Raw genomic sequence first — 20,539 nt, 5'->3', positions numbered from 1 at the left:
CCGCGCGACGCGGACGGACTTAAAGCTCCGGAACCTGCGCCCGGTATCAGACGATGCCTGCGCGCTTCAGGATTTTGAGCGTTATCGTTTCGAACGAAGCCACCGCATTGTCCAGATGTTCCGCGATGGCTGCCTCGTCCGTAACGGGCTGACCGTCCTTGATCAGGTTGTGGCCCTTTTCATCCAGCCGCTGACGCACGTATGGCGCTTTGTCCGCCACACCTTCCGTATGAGCCGCGAACAACGACTGCGACAGACTGTCGAGGCCGATACCCGAGCCGGTGACCGGGGAGGCCAGTACCGGAACGGCATCGCCGGCGCGAAGGCGCGCAACGATTGCCGTGTTGAGCGCGCGGGCGCGCTGCGTCCGTTCCGCCTCGCCCTCGGCAGGCAGCGCCAGTTGCACGATGTTGAGCAGCACCAGCAGATGCACGGCTTCGGTCACCTGCTCCCACGGCAGCTTGGCGACGCCAGCATCGGCCAGCAGTTCCGCGAGGGTCTGAGGTCCGTGAGCCAGGGCAGCCAGCACCGGGTCGTAGATTTCGGCATTGAGCGATACCTCGCCAACGCGCGCCATGATCTTGCGCGGCACGTCCGCCGGATCGTTGAGCAGGACGAAACGCTGGTTGTTCCACAAATCCTTCTGCGCCTGACGCGGCAAGGTCGTCGCGCCGCGCAGGTAGAGATCGCGCCGGAACGAGGTATTCAGTAGCACGTCGCGCGCGGTTTCGCGGAAATTCCGATCCGGAATCGATTCGAGAAACTGCCGCTGGTCCGGCGTGAAGTTGATCAGGTCGGCATGGGCAGCAAGATCGGCCTGCCCGCCGTAGGAAACCTTGGCCTCACCGAGCGCCTTCACAATATCGGTGAAGAAAAACGCGCCCCAGTCGTCGCTCAGATATTCACCCGCGAGATAAGACAGCGAACGCTTTTGCAGATCATCAAGCTGGTTCGCGGCAATCGGATTGGCACCGAAGAACGCGGCGTTCAACTCCTTGAGGCGATTGAGCGCCCACACGCCCTGAGACAACTGACGCGCGGCATCACCGCCAGCCAGCACGCCGCCATCGTGCAGCACGCGCTGCAGAACGGCGCCCGCCGACCAGCCCGGATAGGCATTGTACGACACGAAGACCACGCCGCCGGGCTTGAGATTGCGGCGGATGAGATCGCGAATCAGGCCACGCCCGGCTTCATTGACCCAGCTATAGACGCCATGCAGCACGATGAAATCGAAATTGCCGAGGCTTGAGTCGGCAATCAGCTCTTCGAGATTGCGCTCCAGAAACTTGACGTTGCCGATGTCGGCTTCCTCTGCCAGCGTCCGCGCATACCGGACACGCGCCGGATCGGGCTCGACACCCACGACATCGAGAGCCGGATTGAGCGCGGCGATGATATTCGCCGTCAGGCCATGGCCGGATCCCAGCTCCAGGTAGGAAGCCTGCCCCTGCGGTGCGGCGAGGCCGTGCTGCAATAGCGCGAAACGCAGATTCCCGGGTGTCAGTTCATGAAAGAACTCAACAGTATATTCGACACCTTCGAGCTGATTACCGGACCAATTTTTCATAATCTACCTCAAAATCTCTATTTCAAAAAATTCAAGACAAAGGCACATTTCTATATAAAATAAACAACTAATGCAGAGACGTGCATATGTCTGCGCAGATATATCCACTCATATGCTATGACAATACTTCGTTAATTCATCATTAACCGAAACGGGATTAGCATCCCGCCATGGTCAAACGCAAGCGCCTTCGCGCCATCCTGATACCAGTTTTTCTGTACGCCGTCTCGGCGAGCGTGGTGGGGTATTTCCTCTTCCATGCACAGAATGGCGCGCGCGGACTTGAGGCCAAGCGCGAGTTCAAGCGTCAGATCTACGAGAAGACGATCGAGCTTGAGAAACTCAAGGCCGAGCACGCCGAGTGGGATCGCCGCACCGAACTGGTGCGCGCGGAAAGGATCGATGCGGACATTCTGGAAGAAGAAGCCCGCAAGACGCTTGGCCTCGTGCATGAGAACGATGTGATCGTGTTCCTGGGCTCACCCAGCGGCCGCTGACGATCCGTTCCATTTGCAACTTCAGGTCGTTTTTGCCGGCCGGGCTTGCAACCGGATGCGCGCAGGGATATAGACATTCCGCCAGCCCGGGCCCCTCTGGCAGTCAGATGGACTGCGATGTCGGACTGGATGTCTGAAACCGGCGGCCTGGAGCGCAAGGAACCTCGTCCGACATCGTTAGATCCAGTCATCCTGTGAAACCCTGAGCGGGCCACAGGCAAGGGGATCGCCGGTGCGCGACGCCGTTTCTCTTACGACGGCCGCCTTCATGGCGGGTGCCAAATGGCAGAAACTCTAAATTATCTTATGACAGCGGACGCGTTCTATACGCTGCTTCAGGTCATCATGATCGACCTGGTGCTGGCGAGCGACAACGCGATCGTTATCGGTCTTGCGGCCGCCGGTCTCCCCAAGGAGCAGCGCGGCAAGGCCATTCTCATCGGTATTATCGCCGCAACGGTCCTGCGTATCTTCTTCGCGGCCATCACGACCCAGTTGCTGCAAATCGTCGGCCTGCTCTTCGCGGGCGGTGTGCTGCTGCTGTGGGTGTGCTGGAAGATGTGGCGCGAGCTGCGCGTGCAGCACCACGAAGAAGTCGACGCCGTTGAGGCGCTGCACGAGGAAGACATCAACAAGGACGGCAAGGTCGCCGGCGCAACGCAGAAGAAAACCTTCATGCAGGCCGCGACGCAGATCCTCATTGCCGACCTGTCCATGTCGCTCGACAACGTGCTCGCAGTTGCCGGCGCAGCGCGCGACCATCCAGAAATTCTTATTTTCGGTCTCGTGCTCTCGGTGGCGCTGATGGGCGTGGCGGCGAACTTCATCGCCAAGGTGCTGCACAAGCACCGCTGGATCGCCTACATCGGTCTGGCCGTCATCCTCTATGTTGCGCTGGACATGGTCTACCGCGGCCTGGTGGAAGTGCTCCCGCTGGTCAACGGCGCAATCAACGGCGGCTGATGCCCCATACGATCACATGAACAGCGGCGCGGATGGCACCATCCGCGCCGTTTTTATTTGATGACTCTACAGATGGCCCCTCGCCGGTTTAGCCCGCAGGTTTCAGCCGTTCCTCGACGAGACGGGAGAACAGCGCCGATCCGACCGGCAGGATTCCTTCATCGAGGAAGAAACGCGGGCTGTGCAACGGAATGTCGCCATGATGGCCCAGGGAGAAGAAGGCGCCGGGCACGTGGGCGAGAAACTCCGAGAAATCCTCACTGCCCATGCTGGGCCGCCAATCGGTGGTGACGCTCTCGTCCCCCACAACCGCGCGGGCGGCGTCTGCGATGGCCTGCGCGTGTTCCGCGGAATTGACGAGCGGTGATACCGCGTCGCGCACGTCAGCCTCCACCCGCACATCATGCCCCACGGCCACGCCAGCCGCCACCGCGCGGATGCGTTCTGCGATGCGTGCCTTCAGCGGGCCATCGAGCGTGCGCACGGTGCCGCGCAAATGCACCGTCTCGGGAATGATGTTGTAGGACACGTTGGAATTGACGGATGTCACCGACAGCACCGCCGACTCGCGTGGCGGCGCATGGCGGCTGATGATGCTTTGCAGGGCGGTGATCAGCGCTGCGGCTGCCACCACTGGATCGCGCGCGGCATGGGGATGCGCCGCATGGCCGCCGGTGCCGGTGACGACGATGTCGAAAAAGTCAGCACCCGCCTGCACCGGCCCCGGCGAAACATGCACATGCCCGTGCGGCGTGATGGTGGAATTGTGCAGGCCATAGATCTCATCCACCGGGAAGCGCTCGAACAGGCCATCGGCGATCATCGCCCGCGCACCGCCCAACCCTTCCTCGGCCGGCTGGAAGACGAATACCACGGTGCCTTCGAAATTGCGCGTCTGCGCCAGATAGCGGGCCGCGCCAAGCAGGATGGCCGTATGCGCGTCGTGTCCGCAACCGTGGAACCGGCCAGGGCTGGTGGAGGCGAACGGCAGCCCGGTTTCCTCGGTCAGCGGCAAGGCATCCATATCGGCGCGCAGGCCGATGCTGCGGTTGCCGCCGCCCGCGCGCAAGACCCCCACGACGCCGGTGCGCCCGACGTTGCGATGCACCTCGATGCCCCACGATTCCAGCTTTTCGGCCACAAGAGCGGACGTGCGCACTTCCTCGAAGCCAAGTTCAGGATGCTGGTGAATATCGCGGCGGATGGCGACGATCTCGTCGTTGAAAGCGGCGATCTCGTCAGGGATCGAAATGGCTTGCGGCATGACTGACTCCTGAAAAGGGAAAGGGCACCTTACCGCTTGTTGAGCCGGTATGCGAAATAATCGCCGGTCATTTGCACCGCCATGACGATGGCGATCAGCACCACGATGACCGCCACCATCACCGTGGTCTCGAAGCGTTGATAGCCGTAGCGAATGGCTAGGTCGCCCAGTCCGCCGGCCCCCACCGCCCCGGCCATGGCCGACGAGGAGATGAGCGATACCAGCGTGATGGTGAAACCGGCGACGATGCCGGGCAGCGCCTCCGGCACCAGCACGTTCCAGATGATCTGCAACCGGCTGGCGCCCATGGCCTGCGCCGCCTCGATCAGCCCGCGATCAACCTCGCGGAAGCTGACTTCAGCAATGCGGGCGAAGAACGGGATGGCGGCGATGCTCAGCGGCACGATGGCCGCCCAGATGCCGATGGTCGTACCGACGATCAGCCGCGTGAAAGGGATCAGCGCCACCAGCAGGATGATGAACGGCGTGGAGCGGAAAGCGTTGACCACCGCCCCCAGCGCGCGGTTGAAACCCTTCGCCTCGAACACACCGCCAGGAGCAGTCGTTACGAGCACCACGGCCAGCGGGCCGCCGAGAGCCAGCGTCACCAGCCCGGAGACGCCGACCATCAGCAGCGTTTCCCAGATGGCGTCGAGAAACAGGTTAAAGAGAGCCGCTGACATAACCGATGATCTCCGCGCGCGGGGGCAGTTTCTTCAAAAGGGCGAGAACGTGGGTGGCCTCATGCGCCGGCACAGCGGGAGCGGCGACAAGCAGCCGGCCCTGCGCATGCCCCTGAATGCGGTCCAGCGTGCCGTGCAGCAGGCGCGCGTCATGGCCAAGCACATCGAACACAGCACCAAGATTGGGCTCACCCGTTTCCGCGCCTGTGTAGATGATGTCGAACACCGGTGCGGAATCGCTCGACGGCAGCGGCGCGATGCGGCCTGCGAGGTCGTCGGGCAGTTCGTTCGCATGCGGGGTCAGCAACGCCCGCGTTGCCGGCTGCTGCGGATCGCCGAACACCTTCCACACCGGGCCGATCTCGACGATGCGCCCCTTCTCGATCACCGCGACACGATCGCTGATCTGGCGAATCGCCTCCATTTCATGGGTGATGAGGATGATGGTGAGGCCAAGGCGGCGGTTGATGTCCTTGAGCAGGGCGAGGATCGACAACGTCGTTTCCGGGTCCAGCGCCGATGTCGCCTCGTCGCACAGCAGGATGCCCGGATCGCGCGCCAATGCCCGTGCGATGCCGACGCGCTGTTTCTGCCCGCCGGACAATTCGCGCGGATAACGCCCACGCTTGTCCGAGAGGCCAACGAGGGCGAGCAGTTCCGTCACCCGCCGGGCCTCATCCGCCCGCGACGCACCGGCAAGGCGCAGGGGCAGGCCGACGTTGCGCTCCACCGTCTTGGACGACAGCAGATTGAAGTGCTGGAAGATCATGCCGATGTCGCGGCGCAGCAGCGTCAGCTCGTTCACCGTCAGACTGCCGACATCGAAAACCCCGCCGCGCGCATCCTCGACCAGCACCTTGCCGGATGTTGGGCGCTCCAGCCCGTTGACGGTGCGAATCAGTGTCGATTTACCCGCGCCCGAGCGGCCGATGATGCCGAAGATCTCGCCCGGCTCCACCGTGAAGCCGACTTCGCGCAAGGCGCAGACCTGCCCGTCCGGGGTCTCGAACGTCCTGCCCACGTCATCGAACGTCACCCGTCCGCCGCGCTGCGCGGGGGCCGTTCGCGCCGCTTCCCCTGCGTCGCCCGCCGGCAGCGACGTTGCCGCAGAATTTGTCATGTGCCGCGCGTCTCCCTCGCATGAATTCGATTGACATATATTCTATAGATTTTATAGCATCAAGCATAATAGCCCTGCCGGCCTCTGCATGTGACGACAGGCGGCATACTGCTCAGGAGTTTCGGACATGAAGCGTTGGTTTCTTTCGGCCCTTGCCGGCCTGGCTCTTGCGGTGAGCCCGGCGATCCACGCCGGCGCGCAGGCGCATGAGAAGGTGAAGGTCGGCATTTCAGCGGGCGATGCCGAGATCATCTGGCAAGAGGTGAAGAAGATCGCCGCCAATGACGGTCTCGATGTAGAAGTGATCGTGTTCAGCGATTACCTGCTGCCCAACGAGGCGCTGTCCGCTGGCGATCTCGATGCCAACGCCTTCCAGCACAAGCCTTTCCTCGACAATCAGATCAAGGCCAAGGGCTACAAGATCACACCGATCGGCGACACCATCATCGCCCCCATCGGCCTGTATTCAAAAAAGGTGAAGTCTCTCGATGAACTGAAGGACGGTGCGACCATCGGCATTCAAAACGATCCGTCCAACGGCGGCCGCTCGCTGCTGCTTCTGCAGGCGCTGGGCCTCGTCAAGCTGAAGGATGGCGTCGGCCTGCTGCCGACCGTTCTCGACATCACCGAGAACCCGAAGAACCTGAAAATCCGCGAGATCGATGCCGCGCAGCTCGCCCGCAGTCTGGATGACACCGATGCCTCGACGATCAACACCAACTACGCCGTGCAGGCAGGTCTGACGCCGGGCAAGGATTCCATCGCCATCGAGTCGGACAAGGACAACCCTTACGCCAACTTCATCGCCGTGCGCACCGAGGACAAGGACAAGCCGGTGTTCAAGAAGCTGGTCGCCGCCTATCAGAACGACACCATCCGCCAGCTCATCAAGGACAAGTTCCCGGGCCAGCTTCCCGCGTTCTGACGGCCATTCACCCATTCGCATCGGGCATGACGGCCCGATGCTCCCCCCTCGCATGTGTTCTCCCGCATGCGTGTTTGTGAGCAAGTGTAACTCCTCCCGAACGACAGGAAGCCCGGCGGCGATCTCGCGATCGTCGGCGGGCTTCGCCTTTGCGGCTTCGCTTCAACCGCGCCGCAACGCCCCCGGCGACTGGCCTGTCCAATCGCGGAAGGCGCGGGAAAAGCTCTTTTCGTTGCGGAAACCGGCCAGATGCGCCACCTGCTTCAAGGGCCGGTTGCTGCGCTGTATCAGATCCATCGCCTTGTCGCGCCGCACCTCATCCTTGATCTGCTGCAGGGAAGCCCCCTCCTCCCGCAACTGGCGATGCAGCGACCGGCTCGATATGGCCAGCGCCGCCGCAATCGTTTCGGCAGTCGGCAAGCCAGCCGTTGCCAAACGTAGGTGATCTATACGCAGATGCTCTTTCAGCAGGCTTCTGACCCTGTCCACCAGCAGGCGGTCGCGCTTGTATTGCAGCACGGTCAGCATCAGCGCGTTCTGCAACATGGCGCGCGTTGCGGCTTCATCGCGCACGAGCGCCAGCGCCAGATAATCGGCGTCGAAGCTGAAACCCGCCGTCTCGGCTTCGAACCGCGCCTCCCCCGGAAACATCGCCCGATATGATGCCGCATGCGCCGGGCGGGCGAAGGGAAACCACAGATCATCCAGCGGGATGCGCGAATCGACCAGCCAGCACGCAAAGCCGTGCACCATGCGCAGAACCGATACCATACAGAACTCGCGCAGGGTGTCGGGGATGCGCATCGCGTGAATGGTCAGGCACGCCTGCCCGGCTTTCGTCGTCAGGCTGAGGCGCACGTCATCCGTGAGCAGCCCGTGGCAGCGGCACCAGCGGCGCAGGGCGATGCCAAGATCCGGCGCCGTCACCGCCGCGCGGCATAGCAGGCCGTGGCTGCCCCATGGCAAGCGCCGCGAAAACCACCCGAGCGCCTCATCATCCAGCTCGCGCATGGCAAAGCCCGACAGCGTCTCGAACTGCTGGGCGGTGATGCGCGCCTGCGGATCGTCCAGCAGGCGCGGCGCAATCCGTGCCTCGCGCAACGCCTGTTCCGGCGAGCGCCCACGCAACGCGTAAGCCTCTGTTATAGCTATCGCAAAAGCAATCGGCGTGACCGCCGCCGGGGCATTTCCATGGCCGTGCATCATGCACCGAGACTGCGCCATGATGGCAACATTTGCAACTATTGTGGCACCAATCCGCGCCCGCGACGGTTTAGTCTGATCCTCAAAGATCGGACAATCCGGCGCCAACGATAATAAACGGGAGGGAAACAATGGCTTTTCACGGGCTGGGACTCGATTTCGATCTCGGCGAGGACGTCGAGTCCCTGCGCGAGGCGGTTCAGGCTTTCGCGACGAAGGAAATCGCGCCCGTCGCCGCAGAGGTGGACCGGGACAACCTGTTCCCCGCGCATCTGTGGCGCAAGCTGGGGGAGCTTGGGCTGCACGGTCTCACCGTCAGCGAAGAATACGGCGGCGCGAACCTCGGCTACCTCGCCCATATCGTCGCCATGGAAGAGGTGTCGCGCGCATCGGGTTCGGTGGGGCTGTCCTACGGGGCGCACTCCAACCTGTGCGTGAACCAGATCCACCGCAACGGCACCGAGACGCAGAAGCGCAAATACCTGCCGAAACTGATCTCGGGCGAGCATGTCGGCGCCCTCGCCATGAGCGAGCCAGGCGCAGGTTCGGACGTCGTCAGCCTGAAACTGCGCGCGGAGAAAAAGGGCGACCGCTTCATCCTCAACGGCTCCAAGATGTGGATCACCAACGGCGGCGATGCCGATACGCTGGTAATCTACGCCCGCACAGATTCCGACGCCGGGGCCAAAGGCATCACGGCCTTCATCGTGGAGAAGGGGTTCGCAGGCTTTTCCGCCGGGGCGAAGCTCGACAAGCTCGGCATGCGCGGCTCCAACACCTATCCGCTGTTCTTCGATAATGTCGAGGTGCCGGAGGACAACGTGCTCGGCGGCGTCGGCAACGGCGTGCGGGTGCTGATGTCCGGGCTGGATTACGAACGCGCCGTCCTCTCCGGCGGCCCCCTTGGCCTGATGGCCGCAAGCGTGGATGCGGTGGTGCCCTACATCCACGAGCGCAGGCAGTTCGGCCAGAGCATCGGCGAATTTCAGCTTATGCAGGGCAAGGTGGCGGACATCTACACCACCTGGCAGGCGACGCGCGCTTATGTCTATGCCGTCGGCAAGGCATGCGACCGGGGCGGCCATGCGCGCCAACTGCGCAAGGACGCCGCCGGGGTCATCCTCTACGCGGCGGAAAAGGCGACATGGATCGCCGGTGAGGCCATCCAGACGCTGGGCGGCGTCGGCTATACGAAGGACTTCCCGGTCGAGCGGCTGTGGCGTGACGCCAAGCTCTACGAGATCGGGGCCGGCACGTCGGAAATCCGGCGCATGCTGATCGGCCGCGAACTCTTCAACGAAACCGCCTGAGGCTGGCCATGGCGACGATCGACAGCAGGATCAGCCCGCGCAGCGCGGATTTTCAGGCCAATGCGGATGCCATGCGGGCGCTTGTCCACGACCTGCGCCAGCGGCTGGCGCAGGTGGCGCAGGGCGGCGGCGAGGCAGCGCGAGAGAGGCATGTGGCGCGCGGCAAGCTGTTGCCGCGCGAGCGGGTGGAGCTGCTGCTCGACCCCGGCACGCCGTTTCTCGAAATCGCACCCATGGCGGCCTTTGAGGTCTACAAGGAGAAGGATGGCAGCGACTCCGCACCGGCGGCAGGCGTCATTGCCGGTATCGGCCGCATCGCAGGCCGCGAATGCGTCATCGTCTGCAACGACGCCACGGTGAAGGGCGGCACCTACTTTCCGCTGACGGTGAAGAAACACCTGCGGGCGCAGGAAATCGCCCAGCAGAACAAACTGCCGTGCGTCTATCTGGTCGATTCGGGCGGCGCGAACCTGCCCAATCAGGATGAGGTGTTTCCCGACCGCGACCACTTCGGCCGCATCTTCTACAATCAGGCCAACATGAGCGCTGAAGGCATCGCGCAGATCGCCGTGGTCATGGGGTCGTGCACGGCGGGCGGGGCCTATGTGCCGGCCATGAGCGACGAAACCATCATCGTGAAAAATCAGGGCACGATCTTCCTCGCCGGGCCGCCGCTGGTGAAGGCCGCCACCGGCGAGGTGGTGAGCGCCGAGGCGCTGGGCGGCGGCGATGTCCACACACGGCTTTCCGGTGTTGCGGATCATCTGGCCAACGACGACACCCACGCGCTGGCGCTGGCGCGGCGGGCGGTGGCGAACCTCAACCGGCAAAAGGAAAGCCCGCTCGACATCATTGCGCCGCGCCCGCCGAAATACGACCCTCGCGAGATCGGCGGCATCATCCCCACCGACACGCGCAAGCCGTTCGACGTGCGCGAAATCATCGCCCGCATCGTGGACGCTTCCGAGTTCGATGAGTTCAAGGCCCGGTTCGGCCCCACGCTGGTAACGGGTTTTGCGCACATCGAAGGGCTGCCCGTGGGCATCGTCGCCAACAACGGCATTTTGTTTTCGGAGAGCGCGGCCAAAGGCGCGCATTTCATCGAGCTGTGTTGCCAGCGGCGCATTCCGCTGGTGTTTTTGCAGAATATCACCGGCTTCATGGTCGGCCAGAAATACGAGAACGAGGGCATCGCCCGCCATGGGGCCAAGATGGTCACGGCGGTTGCCTGCGCCAACGTGCCGAAGTTCACCGTCATCATCGGCGGCTCATTCGGCGCGGGTAATTACGGCATGTGCGGGCGGGCCTATTCGCCGCGCTTTCTGTGGATGTGGCCCAACGCGCGCATCTCCGTGATGGGCGGGGAACAGGCGGCGTCCGTGCTCGCAACCGTTCGCCGTGACGGCATCGAGGCACGGGGCAGCACCTGGAGCGCCGAGGAGGAAGCCGCGTTTCGCGCGCCGATCCGCGAGCAATACGAGCATCAGGGCCATCCCTATTACGCCACCGCGCGGCTGTGGGACGACGGCATCATCGACCCCGCCGACACCCGCCGCGTGCTGGCGCTGGGCCTTTCAGCCAGCCTTAACGCGCCCATCCCCGAACCGCGGTTCGGCGTGTTCCGCATGTGAGAGACACCGACATGAGCAACCTGCTGATCGCACACAACGGCCCCGTCGCCACCGTCACGCTGAACCGCCCGGATGTCCGCAACGCCTTCGATGACGCACTGATCGGCACGCTGACCGACACATTCAGGACGCTCGGCCACGATCGCAACACACGCGTCATCGTGTTGGCGGCGGAGGGCAAGGCGTTCTGCGCCGGGGCCGATCTGGCGTGGATGCGGCGCATGGCCGACTACACCCATGACGAAAACCTCGCGGATGCCACAGCGCTCGCCACCATGCTGCGCACCATTCACGAAACGCCGAAGCCCGTCATCGCCCGCGTGCAGGGCGATGTGTTCGCTGGCGGCATGGGGCTGGTGGCGGCCTGCGACATCGCCGTGGCGGCGGCCACGGCCCGATTCTGCCTGAGCGAGGTCAAGCTGGGCCTGATACCCGCCACCATCGCGCCCTACGTCATAGCCGCGCTCGGCGCGCGGGCGGCACAGCGCTTCTTCCTGACGGCGGAAGTGTTTTCCGCCGAAACCGCCGTGCAAACGGGCTTTGTCCACGAGGCCGTGGACGGCGATGCGCTCGACGCCGCGGTGGCGCGCTACATCAGCGCGTTCCTCGATGCATCGCCCGCTGCGCTGGCTGAAGGCAAACGCCTGCTCCGGGATGTGGGCGGACGCGCCATCGACGACGCGCTGGTGGCGGATACGGCGCGCCGCATCGCCGATATCCGCGCTTCGGACGAAGGCCGCGAGGGCGTGCAATCCTTCCTCAACAAGACGAAGCCGTCATGGTTGATCGCAAGAAACGGCTAATGGGGGAACAATGACCCAAAGGAGAATCCGAAAAATCCTCATCGCCAACCGGGGCGAAATCGCCTGCCGCGTGGCCGCAACCGCCAGGAAACTGGCGATCCGCACCGTCGCCGTGCATTCGGATGTCGACGCCGGGGCGCAATTCGTCGCGGCCTGCGACGAGGCCGTGTCCCTCGGCGGCGCAGCTCCGCGCGACAGCTATCTGCGATGGGACAAGATCATCGCCGCCGCCAAAGCCACCGGCGCGGACGCCGTGCATCCCGGCTATGGCTTTCTCAGTGAAAACGCCGACTTTGCCCGCGCCTGCACTGACGCCGGACTGATCTTCATCGGCCCGCCTGCCGAGGCCATCGAGGCGATGGGCCTGAAGGCGGAATCGAAGCGTCTCATGGAAGCGGCGGGAGTGCCGCTGGTGCCGGGCTATCATGGCGCGGATCAGGATTCAGCCCTGCTTGCCGCAGAAGCAGAGCGCATCGGCTATCCGCTGATGATCAAGGCCAGCGCCGGGGGCGGCGGCAAGGGCATGCGCATCGTCGAACAGCCGGGGGGGTTCGCCGACAACCTCGCTTCCTGCCAGCGCGAGGCCATCAACAGCTTCGGCAGCGCCGCCGTGCTGATAGAGCGTTATGTGCAGCGGCCGCGCCACATCGAAATCCAGGTGTTCGGCGACAGCCTTGGAAATTACGTCTACCTGTTCGAACGCGACTGCTCGGTGCAGCGCCGCCATCAGAAGGTGCTGGAAGAAGCGCCCGCACCCGGCCTCAGTGAAGCACGCCGGCAGGAAATGGGCGAAGCTGCCATCGCGGCGGCGCGGGCGGTGGGCTATGTCGGCGCGGGAACGGTGGAGTTCATCGCCGAGCCGAGGCCTGATGGCGATCTCGCCTTCTATTTCATGGAGATGAACACCCGTTTGCAGGTTGAGCATCCGGTGACGGAGGCCATCACCGGGCTCGATCTGGTGGAATGGCAGATCCGCATCGCCGCCGGCGAGCCGCTACCGCTGGCCCAGCATGAATTGTCGATGCGCGGCCACGCCATCGAAGCCCGCATCTGCGCCGAGAACCCGGACAATGATTTCCTGCCCGCCACCGGCCATCTCGACGTGTTCCGTCTGCCGGGGCACGCGGCCTTCACCCCGGCGAGCGATGGCGTGCGCATTGATTCGGGCGTGCGCGAGGGCGACGAGATTTCGCCCTTCTATGACCCGATGATCGCCAAGCTGATTGTCCACGGCGCGACCCGCGAGGAAGCATTGGCGCGTCTCGACGCCGCTCTGGCGCAAACGCATATCGTCGGTGTGGCCACGAATGTCGCCTTCCTGCGGCACGTCACCACCAGCCGCTCGTTTGCGACGGCAGATCTCGACACGGCGCTGATCCAACGCGAGCACGGCGCGCTGTTCCACACCGAAGGGCTGCCGTTCGTGCTGACGGCGGCGGCTGTCGTCGCCAACATTCTGCAGGCGGAACGCGCTCTAGCCGATGCCGATCCATGGTCCCGGCGCAACGGCTGGCGCATCGGCGGGCCGGTGACGCGGCGGATCGTGCTCGAGCACGGGGACACACGCGAGACGGTGGCCTTCACCGCCGTCGATGACCGGCAGGTGCGGCTGAACGTTGCTAGCAGCGCACATGACCTGACCCTTGCCGGCCCCGGCGACATCACGGTGGACGGGCGGCGGCTGCACGCATGCACCTACCGCACAGGCGAGGTGTTTTCGGTGTTCACCGCCGACGGCAGCGCCGCGGTTCGGCTGATCGACCCGCTGGCGCATGCGGGTGACAGCGAGGCCGAGGCCGGACGTCTCACCGCGCCCATGCCGGGCAAGGTGGTCGCCTTCCTCGTCGATGCCGGCGACACGGTGGCGAAGGGGCAGCCGCTGGCGGTGATGGAAGCCATGAAGATGGAGCACACCATCAAAGCCCCCGTCGACGGCACGGTGGCGGAACTGCTCTACGCCATCGGAGACCAGCTCGGCGAGGGTGCAGAACTGCTGCGCCTCGAACCATTGCCGGAAGCCGGCTGATCACTTGATCAGCCGGATCACCTCGCGAAAAGCCGGGTGGTTGGCGTCGCGCATCCACTCGAAAGCCACCATCTCGCTGGTCACGATCTCGATATCGTGATGGGCCAGCCGCCGCAGTGCGATGTCCTTGTTGAAGGGATCGCGTGAGCCAATGGCGTCGGCAACGACAATGGGTTTGAAGCCAAGCCCGGCAAGCCCGAGCACGGTTTGCAACACGCAGACATGCGCCTCCCAACCAGTGACAACCACCTGCCCGCGCGCACGGTCCAGCGCCTGCGGCAGATCAGACTCCCCGGCGGCATTGAAGGTGTGCTTGGAGATGGCATCCCCGGCAAAGGGTTGCAGCTCCGGCGCGGTCGGCCCGAGCTTTTCGGGGATTTGCTCGGTGGCGATCACGGGCACACCCACAAGCCCCGCCACCTTGGCCAGTAGAACCGCCCGCTCGACAGAGCGCTGGGCGCCGTCGATAACCGGGGCAAGGCGATGCTGGAAGTCGACCAGCAGCAAGGTAGAGCGGTTCGCATCGAGCATGTCGTTTCCTCCCGTACTTGATACTTCTCAAATATAAAGCGTCAGTCCATTGAACCAATGAATGACTTGAGCAAAAATAGACGTCATAGAATAATGCCGCCACAAGAATATCAATAAAAATGGCAATTGGTTGATACATCAAAGATGATCGGCCGATGCGGGATGGAAACGCCGTGAACAGGCAACGGGGCAGGACAGTCTTTGATAACAGCAGATTATCTATCCCAGATCGCGCCGTGGTCGCATGAGCTGACGGCCGCCGAGCGGGAGCGCGCGGCGCGGGGTATCGTGGAAAAGCATTTTTCCAGAGGCGATTACATCTGCCATCAAGGCGACCGGATGAATTACTGGTGCGGCGTGGCGCGCGGCATCATCAAGGTCGGCACCGTTTCGACCCATGGCAAGGCCGTGACATTCACCGGCGTCCCGCAATCCGGCTGGGTGGGGGAAGGATCGGTGCTGAAAGATGAAATCCGCCAGTACGACATCGTCGCCCTGCGCGATTCGCGTGTCGTACTGATGCAGAAAGCAACGTTCCATTGGCTTTTCGAGAACTCCGTGGGCTTCAATCGCTTTCTCGTGCATCAACTCAACGAACGATTGGGGCAATTCATTGCCACTGTTGGCAGCGACCGTATGTTCGAGGCACGTCCACGGGTGGCGCGCGCATTGGGCTGGTTGTTCAATCCGGTGCTGTATCCCGGCGTCGGACGCTTCCTCGATATCAGTCAGGAGGAACTGGCGCTGCTGTGCGGCCTCTCCCGGCAGATCGCCGGCAAGGCACTGAAAGAACTGGAGGAAGAAGGGCTTGTGCAGGTGGACCGCACCGGAATCGGGGTGCGTGATCTTCCCGGTCTGGCATCCTATGGCGCGTAAGACAATCGCCTGAATGAGCAAAGCCGACAGCGCTGCAAACATATATTGAAAGACCTTGTTCTGTCTGTCAAGCAGACGGTTGCAGAAAAAACTAATTCGCGCAATTCTGCATCATCACAAGAGAGCCCGGACGTTTCCGTCACGGGCTCCGGGGAAACGTCATTCAGCCTTTTCAAGGCTTTACAGGAGGGTTATCGTCATGACGACGAGTGCTTCCGCACGTCCTGACACCTTTCCGAAGCTCCTTGCTCACAATGCAGCCGTGCGTGGAACGCGGCCCGCGATCCGCCACAAGGACTACGGCATCTGGCAAACATGGACCTGGGCCGAAAGCTACGAGATCGTGCGCGCCTATGCGGCGGGACTATCGGGAATCGGCGTGCGGCGCGGCGATGCCATCGCCATCGTCGGCACCAACCGGCCCAAGCTCTATTGGTCGGTGATGGCGGCGCAGGTGCTGGGCGCGGTTCCGGTGCCGGTCTATGCCGATGCGGTCGCGGACGAACTGGCTTATGTGCTCGCCAACGCGGAGGTGAAATACGCCGCCGTGCAGGATCAGGAGCAGGTCGACAAGCTGCTGTCGGTGTCGGACCGGCTGCCTCACCTCGCTCACCTCTTCTACGACGAGCCGCGCGGGTTGCGTGATTACGATCACGAGCGGCTGCATGCCATCGACGAAATCATCGCCATCGGCCGCGACGCGCTCACCGAAAACGCCATGCGCGACCGCATCGATGAGAGCATCGAACAGGGCACGGGGGCGGATGTATCGATCATCCTCTACACCTCCGGCACGACGGGGCGCTCCAAGGGCGTCGTGCTCACCGCCAAGGGTTGCATCGACGCCGCCACCGACACCGTGACATTCGACAAGCTGACCGAGCGCGACGAGGTGCTGGCCTATCTGCCGTTAGCGTGGGTGGGCGATCATTACCTCAACTATGCACAAGGGCTGGTGGCGGGCTTTTGCATGGCTTGCCCGGAATCGCCCGAAACGGCAGAGCAGGATCTGCGCGAGATCGGCCCCACCTTCTACTTCGCCCCGCCGCGTGTGTTCGAGGCGCTGCTGACGCGGGTGATGATCCGCATGGAGGATGCCGGGCCGCTGAAGCGCAAGCTGTTCCACCATTTCATCGGCGTGGCCAAACGATATGGCGAAAAGCTGCTCAACGGCCAGTCCGTGCCGATTGGCGGGCGGCTGCTTTATGGGCTTGGCGAGGTGCTGATCTACGGGCCGCTCAAGAACGTGCTCGGCTTCACCCGCATCCGCACCGCCTACACGGCGGGCGAGGCCATTGGGCCGGATCTGTTTTCATTCTATCGCTCGCTGGGCCTCAACCTCAAGCAACTCTACGGCCAGACAGAAGCTTTCCTCTATGTCACCGCCCAGCCGGACGGGCAGATCCGCGCCGACACGGTCGGCCCGCCGACGCCCAATGTCGAAATCCGCATCGCGGACAACGGCGAGGTGCAGTTCCGCTCGCCCGGCCAGTTCCGCGAGTACTACAGGGATGCCGACAAGACCGCCGAAACGCTGACCGAGGACGGTTTCGTCAAAACGGGCGACGCCGGGTTCTTCGAGCCGGACGGCCATCTGAAGATCATCGACCGCGCCAAGGATGTCGGCAAGCTGGCGGACGGTTCGCTGTTTCCGCCCAAGTATGTGGAGAACAAGCTCAAGTTCTTCCACAATATCAAGGAAGCGGTGGTGTTCGGCGACGGGCGCGATTTCGTCACCTGCTTCCTCAATATCGACCTGACGGCGGTCGGCAACTGGGCGGAGCGCAACAACGTTTCCTATGCGTCCTATCAGGAACTGGCCGGGCATCCGCGCGTCTACCAGATGTTGCAGAAAAACGTCGAGGACGTGAACCGCTCACTGGCGCAGGAGCCGCTGATGGCCGGCGCGCAGGTGCATCGCTTCCTGATCCTGCACAAGGAACTGGACGCCGACGACGGCGAGCTGACCCGCACGCAGAAAGTGCGGCGTTCCTTCATTGCCGAGCGCTACCAGCCGCTGATCGATGCGCTCTATTCCGGCAAGACGGAAGAAGACATCACGACCGAAGTGACCTTCGAGGACGGGCGCAAGGGCTCCATCTCCGCCCGCGTCCAGATCCGCGACGCAGCCGTGGCCCCGGTGGCGGCCGTGCAACAAGCCGCGTGAGGGGGGGGGGCATCATGAGAATAACGCATATCACGGGAGCGCCGCACATGGGCAGCACGGGAGGCGCGCCAGGCATCGCGCGCGGCAGCAACCAGCATAAAGGCGATGTCCTGCTCGGCGTCGAAAACGTCTCGCTGCGGTTCGGCGGCGTCAAGGCCATTACGGACGTGTCGTTCGACATCCGCAAGGGCGAGATCCGCGCCATCATCGGGCCGAACGGCGCGGGCAAGACATCGATGCTCAACGTCATCAACGGGTTCTACAACCCTCAGGAAGGACGCATCACGTTTCGCGGCAAGACGCGCGCCCGCATGCGCCCTTCGGTAGCGGCGGCGCAGGGCATCGCCCGCACTTTTCAGAATGTGGCGCTGTTCAAGGGCATGTCCACGCTCGACAACATCATGACCGGGCGCACGCTGAAGATGCATTCCGGCTTCTTCTGGCAGCTGCTGCGCCACGGCCCCGCCCTGCGCGAGGAAATCGAGCACCGCAGGTTCGTCGAGGAGATCATCGACTTCCTCGAAATCGAGGCCATCCGCAAGACGCCGGTCGGCCGCCTGCCCTATGGCCTGCAAAAACGCGTCGAGCTTGGCCGTGCGCTGGCCATGGAGCCGGAACTGCTGCTGCTCGATGAGCCCATGGCCGGCATGAACCTTGAGGAGAAAGAGGATATGTGCCGCTTCATCCTCGACGTCAACAACCAGTTCGGCACCACCATCGCGCTGATCGAGCACGACATCGGCGTCGTCATGGACCTGTCCGACCGCATCGTCGTGCTGGAATACGGCCGCAAGATCGCGGACGGCTCGCCCGACGAGGTCAAGAACAACCAGAAGGTCATCGACGCCTATCTCGGCGTGGCGCACTGAGGAAGCCCCCATGGACATCCTGTACAGCATCTTCATCGACCCCTTCGTGCAGATGGTCGACGCGCCGGACCTCCTCATCCAGACCTTGTGGGAAGGACTGGTGTCCGGCGTGCTCTATGCGCTGATCGCGCTTGGCTTCGTGCTGATCTTCAAGGCGTCCGGCGTGTTCAACTTCGCGCAGGGCATCATGGTGGTGTTCGCGGCGCTGACGCTGGTGGGCCTGTTCGAGATCGGCGTGCCCGCCCTGCTTGCCCTCGTGCTGACGGTGGGCGTCATGTACGTCCTGGCCGTGGGCGTGGAACGGGTGATGCTGCGCCCGCTGGTGAACCAGCCGGACATCATCCTGTTCATGGCCACCTTCGGCCTGACGTATTTCCTGATCGGGCTTGGCGAACTGGTGTTCGGCGGCAACCCCAAATCCATGATCACGCAGGAGCTGTACCTGCCCACCGGCTCGGTGGATTTCGAGCTTCTCGGCGGCTTCGTCTCGTTGCAGAAGCTCGACATCGCCGCAGCGCTGATCGCCTCGATCATGGTGGCCGGGCTTGCCGTGTTCTTCCAGAAGACGCGCATCGGCCGGGCGTTGCGCGCGGTGGCGGACAGCCACAAGGCCGCGCTGTCCGTCGGGATCTCGCTCAACCAGATCTGGGTGATCGTGTGGTTCACGGCCGGCGTCGTGGCGCTGACCACGGGCATCATGTGGGGCGCGCGCTCGGACGTGTCGTTCGCGCTCCAGATCGTCGGCCTGAAAGCGCTGCCGGTGCTTATCCTCGGCGGTTTTACGTCGGTGCCGGGCGCTATCGTCGGTGGCCTCATCATCGGCGTAGGCGAGAAGCTGGGCGAGTTCTACTGGGGACCGCTGGTCGGCGGCGGCATCGAAAGCTGGCTGGCCTATTTCATCGCGCTCGTCTTCCTGCTGTTCCGGCCGCAGGGCCTGTTCGGCGACAAGATCATCGAACGTATCTGAAGGAAACCGATCCATGTTTTACCGTGAGGCCGGTCAGTTCAAGACCAACTACGCCGATGACATGGCGATCTTCCCGATCCTTCAGGACAAGATCGGCGTCGCCGTCATCATCGCCATCGCCTTCATTGCCGTGCCGCTCTTCGGCAACAGCTTCTTCATCAGCGCGGTGATGATCCCGTTCCTCGTCTATGCGCTGGCCACCGTCGGGCTTAACCTGCTCACCGGCTACACCGGGCTGCTGTCGCTCGGCACCGCCGGCTTCATGGGTGTGGGCGCTTTCGCCTGTTACAAGCTCACCACCGCGTTTCCGGGTGTCAACATCATCGTCTGGATCCTCATTTCCGGGTTTTTCTCGGCGGCGGTAGGCGTTTTCTTCGGCCTGCCCAGCCTGCGCATCAAGGGCTTTTATCTGGCCGTGACCACGTTGGCGGCGCAGTTCTTCCTGCAATGGTGCTTCGTGCGCATTCCGTGGCTGACGAACAACAACGTCTCCGGCGCCATCGAGGTGCCCACCCGCACGCTGTTCGGCTTCGCCATCACCGGCCCCAACGCCCTGCCGGAAGTGCGCTACCTCGTGGTGCTCTCCATCGTGACAGTGATGACGCTGGCCGCCGCCCACCTCGTGCATGGCCGCATCGGCCGCATGTGGATGGCCGTGCGCGACATGGACATCGCCGCCGAACTCATGGGCATCAAGCTGCTGCAAACGAAGCTGCTGTCCTTCGCCGTCTCGTCGTTCTACGCCGGCGTCGCAGGCGCGTTGATGGTGTTCCTCTATCTGGGATCGGCGGAGCCGGACGTGTTCTCCATCCACATATCGTTCCTGATCCTGTTCATGGTCATCATCGGTGGCCTTGGCAGCCTGATCGGCTCGTTCATGGGAGCAGCGTTCATCTACATCCTGCCCATCGTGCTGCGCTACCTGCCGGAAAGCCTCGGCTTTTCCGTCAGCCCCGCCACCGTGGAGCACGTCAACCACATGGTCATCGGCGCGCTCATCATCTTCTTCCTGATCGTCGAACCCCACGGCCTTGCCCGCCTGTGGCAGACGGCGAAGCAGAAGCTCAGGACATGGCCGTTCCCCTACTGACGGGACCGAAGCCAAGAACGGGAGCCGGAAAGGCCCCACTCACC

At 63.3% G+C, this 20,539-nt stretch carries 18 protein-coding genes; 12 read left to right on the top strand and 6 right to left on the bottom strand.

All coding sequences use genetic code 11. The features are described 5' to 3' along the window. Positions 1-46: 46 nt before the first annotated feature. Positions 47-1,570, bottom strand: coding sequence for a methyltransferase regulatory domain-containing protein (locus FHS81_RS07395; RefSeq protein ID WP_183751492.1), 1,524 nt, complete (start codon positions 1,568-1,570; stop codon positions 47-49). 170 nt (positions 1,571-1,740) lie between these two features. Between FHS81_RS07395 and FHS81_RS07390 the strand changes: the two genes are divergently transcribed. Next, positions 1,741-2,067: an FtsB family cell division protein gene (locus FHS81_RS07390; protein WP_183751490.1), complete on the top strand. Its 327-nt coding sequence runs from the start codon at positions 1,741-1,743 to the stop codon at positions 2,065-2,067. 306 nt (positions 2,068-2,373) lie between these two features. Continuing rightward, positions 2,374-3,030 (top strand): TerC family protein, encoded by a 657-nt coding sequence (locus FHS81_RS07385; protein ID WP_183751488.1) that lies wholly within the window; start codon positions 2,374-2,376, stop codon positions 3,028-3,030. 88 nt (positions 3,031-3,118) lie between these two features. On the opposite strand, the gene FHS81_RS07380 is transcribed toward FHS81_RS07385, so the two are convergent. The 3 genes from FHS81_RS07380 to FHS81_RS07370 are packed head-to-tail and all read right to left on the bottom strand — an operon-like array spanning position 3,119 to position 6,097. Continuing rightward, a complete protein-coding gene (locus tag FHS81_RS07380) occupies positions 3,119-4,294 on the bottom strand; it encodes a M20 aminoacylase family protein (RefSeq protein ID WP_183751486.1) in 1,176 nt (391 codons plus the stop codon). A gap of 29 nt (positions 4,295-4,323) precedes the next feature. After that, complete coding sequence (locus FHS81_RS07375) at positions 4,324-4,977, bottom strand: methionine ABC transporter permease (RefSeq protein ID WP_183751483.1); 654 nt, start codon at positions 4,975-4,977, stop codon at positions 4,324-4,326. Continuing rightward, positions 4,958-6,097, bottom strand: a complete 1,140-nt coding sequence (locus tag FHS81_RS07370; RefSeq protein WP_183751481.1) for a methionine ABC transporter ATP-binding protein — start codon at positions 6,095-6,097, stop codon at positions 4,958-4,960. Before FHS81_RS07370 ends, FHS81_RS07375 begins: the two co-directional genes overlap by 20 nt. Positions 6,098-6,224: 127 nt before the next feature. Here FHS81_RS07370 and FHS81_RS07365 point away from each other — a divergent pair, with 127 nt between their 5' ends. Further along, positions 6,225-7,022, top strand: coding sequence for a MetQ/NlpA family ABC transporter substrate-binding protein (locus tag FHS81_RS07365; RefSeq protein WP_183751479.1), 798 nt, complete (start codon positions 6,225-6,227; stop codon positions 7,020-7,022). A 162-nt stretch (positions 7,023-7,184) separates the two neighbouring features. Here the strand turns inward: FHS81_RS07365 and FHS81_RS07360 are convergent, their stop codons facing one another. Beyond that, positions 7,185-8,246 carry an AraC family transcriptional regulator gene (locus FHS81_RS07360; protein WP_246374903.1) on the bottom strand — a complete coding sequence of 354 codons (1,062 nt, stop codon included), beginning with the start codon at positions 8,244-8,246 and terminating at the stop codon, positions 7,185-7,187. Positions 8,247-8,356: 110 nt separating this feature from the next. Between FHS81_RS07360 and FHS81_RS07355 the strand changes: the two genes are divergently transcribed. The 4 genes from FHS81_RS07355 to FHS81_RS07340 are packed head-to-tail and all read left to right on the top strand — an operon-like array spanning position 8,357 to position 13,995. Next, positions 8,357-9,535: an isovaleryl-CoA dehydrogenase gene (locus FHS81_RS07355; protein WP_183751477.1), complete on the top strand. Its 1,179-nt coding sequence runs from the start codon at positions 8,357-8,359 to the stop codon at positions 9,533-9,535. An 8-nt stretch (positions 9,536-9,543) separates the two neighbouring features. After that, positions 9,544-11,166: a carboxyl transferase domain-containing protein gene (locus FHS81_RS07350; protein ID WP_183751475.1), complete on the top strand. Its 1,623-nt coding sequence runs from the start codon at positions 9,544-9,546 to the stop codon at positions 11,164-11,166. Between the two features lie 11 nt (positions 11,167-11,177). Continuing rightward, complete coding sequence (locus FHS81_RS07345) at positions 11,178-11,969, top strand: enoyl-CoA hydratase/isomerase family protein (protein ID WP_183751473.1); 792 nt, start codon at positions 11,178-11,180, stop codon at positions 11,967-11,969. A gap of 10 nt (positions 11,970-11,979) precedes the next feature. After that, entirely contained in the window at positions 11,980-13,995 is a 2,016-nt protein-coding gene (locus FHS81_RS07340) for an acetyl/propionyl/methylcrotonyl-CoA carboxylase subunit alpha (RefSeq protein ID WP_183751472.1), read from the top strand. Here FHS81_RS07340 and FHS81_RS07335 read toward each other — a convergent pair whose 3' ends face one another. Continuing rightward, entirely contained in the window at positions 13,996-14,526 is a 531-nt protein-coding gene (locus FHS81_RS07335; protein WP_183751471.1) for an isochorismatase family protein, read from the bottom strand. It abuts the gene before it with no gap. Positions 14,527-14,727: 201 nt separating this feature from the next. Between FHS81_RS07335 and FHS81_RS07330 the strand changes: the two genes are divergently transcribed. The 5 genes from FHS81_RS07330 to FHS81_RS07310 all read left to right on the top strand — a co-directional run bounded on the left by FHS81_RS07330 (position 14,728) and on the right by FHS81_RS07310 (position 20,495). Then, entirely contained in the window at positions 14,728-15,402 is a 675-nt protein-coding gene (locus FHS81_RS07330) for a Crp/Fnr family transcriptional regulator (RefSeq protein WP_183751470.1), read from the top strand. Positions 15,403-15,601: 199 nt separating this feature from the next. Continuing rightward, complete coding sequence (locus tag FHS81_RS07325) at positions 15,602-17,569, top strand: AMP-dependent synthetase/ligase (protein ID WP_183751469.1); 1,968 nt, start codon at positions 15,602-15,604, stop codon at positions 17,567-17,569. Positions 17,570-17,616: 47 nt separating this feature from the next. Further along, complete coding sequence (locus tag FHS81_RS07320) at positions 17,617-18,438, top strand: ABC transporter ATP-binding protein (RefSeq protein WP_183751468.1); 822 nt, start codon at positions 17,617-17,619, stop codon at positions 18,436-18,438. Positions 18,439-18,448: 10 nt separating this feature from the next. Beyond that, positions 18,449-19,405 (top strand): branched-chain amino acid ABC transporter permease, encoded by a 957-nt coding sequence (locus FHS81_RS07315; protein WP_183751467.1) that lies wholly within the window; start codon positions 18,449-18,451, stop codon positions 19,403-19,405. A gap of 13 nt (positions 19,406-19,418) precedes the next feature. After that, positions 19,419-20,495, top strand: a complete 1,077-nt coding sequence (locus tag FHS81_RS07310; RefSeq protein WP_183751466.1) for a branched-chain amino acid ABC transporter permease — start codon at positions 19,419-19,421, stop codon at positions 20,493-20,495. The last annotated feature ends 44 nt before the right edge of the window (positions 20,496-20,539 follow it).

Source organism: Pseudochelatococcus contaminans (assembly GCF_014195635.1).
Classification (GTDB): Bacteria; Pseudomonadota; Alphaproteobacteria; order Rhizobiales; family Beijerinckiaceae; genus Pseudochelatococcus; species Pseudochelatococcus contaminans.
Note: the sequence above shows the minus strand (reverse complement) of the source record. Positions and strands in the feature narration are given on the sequence as shown.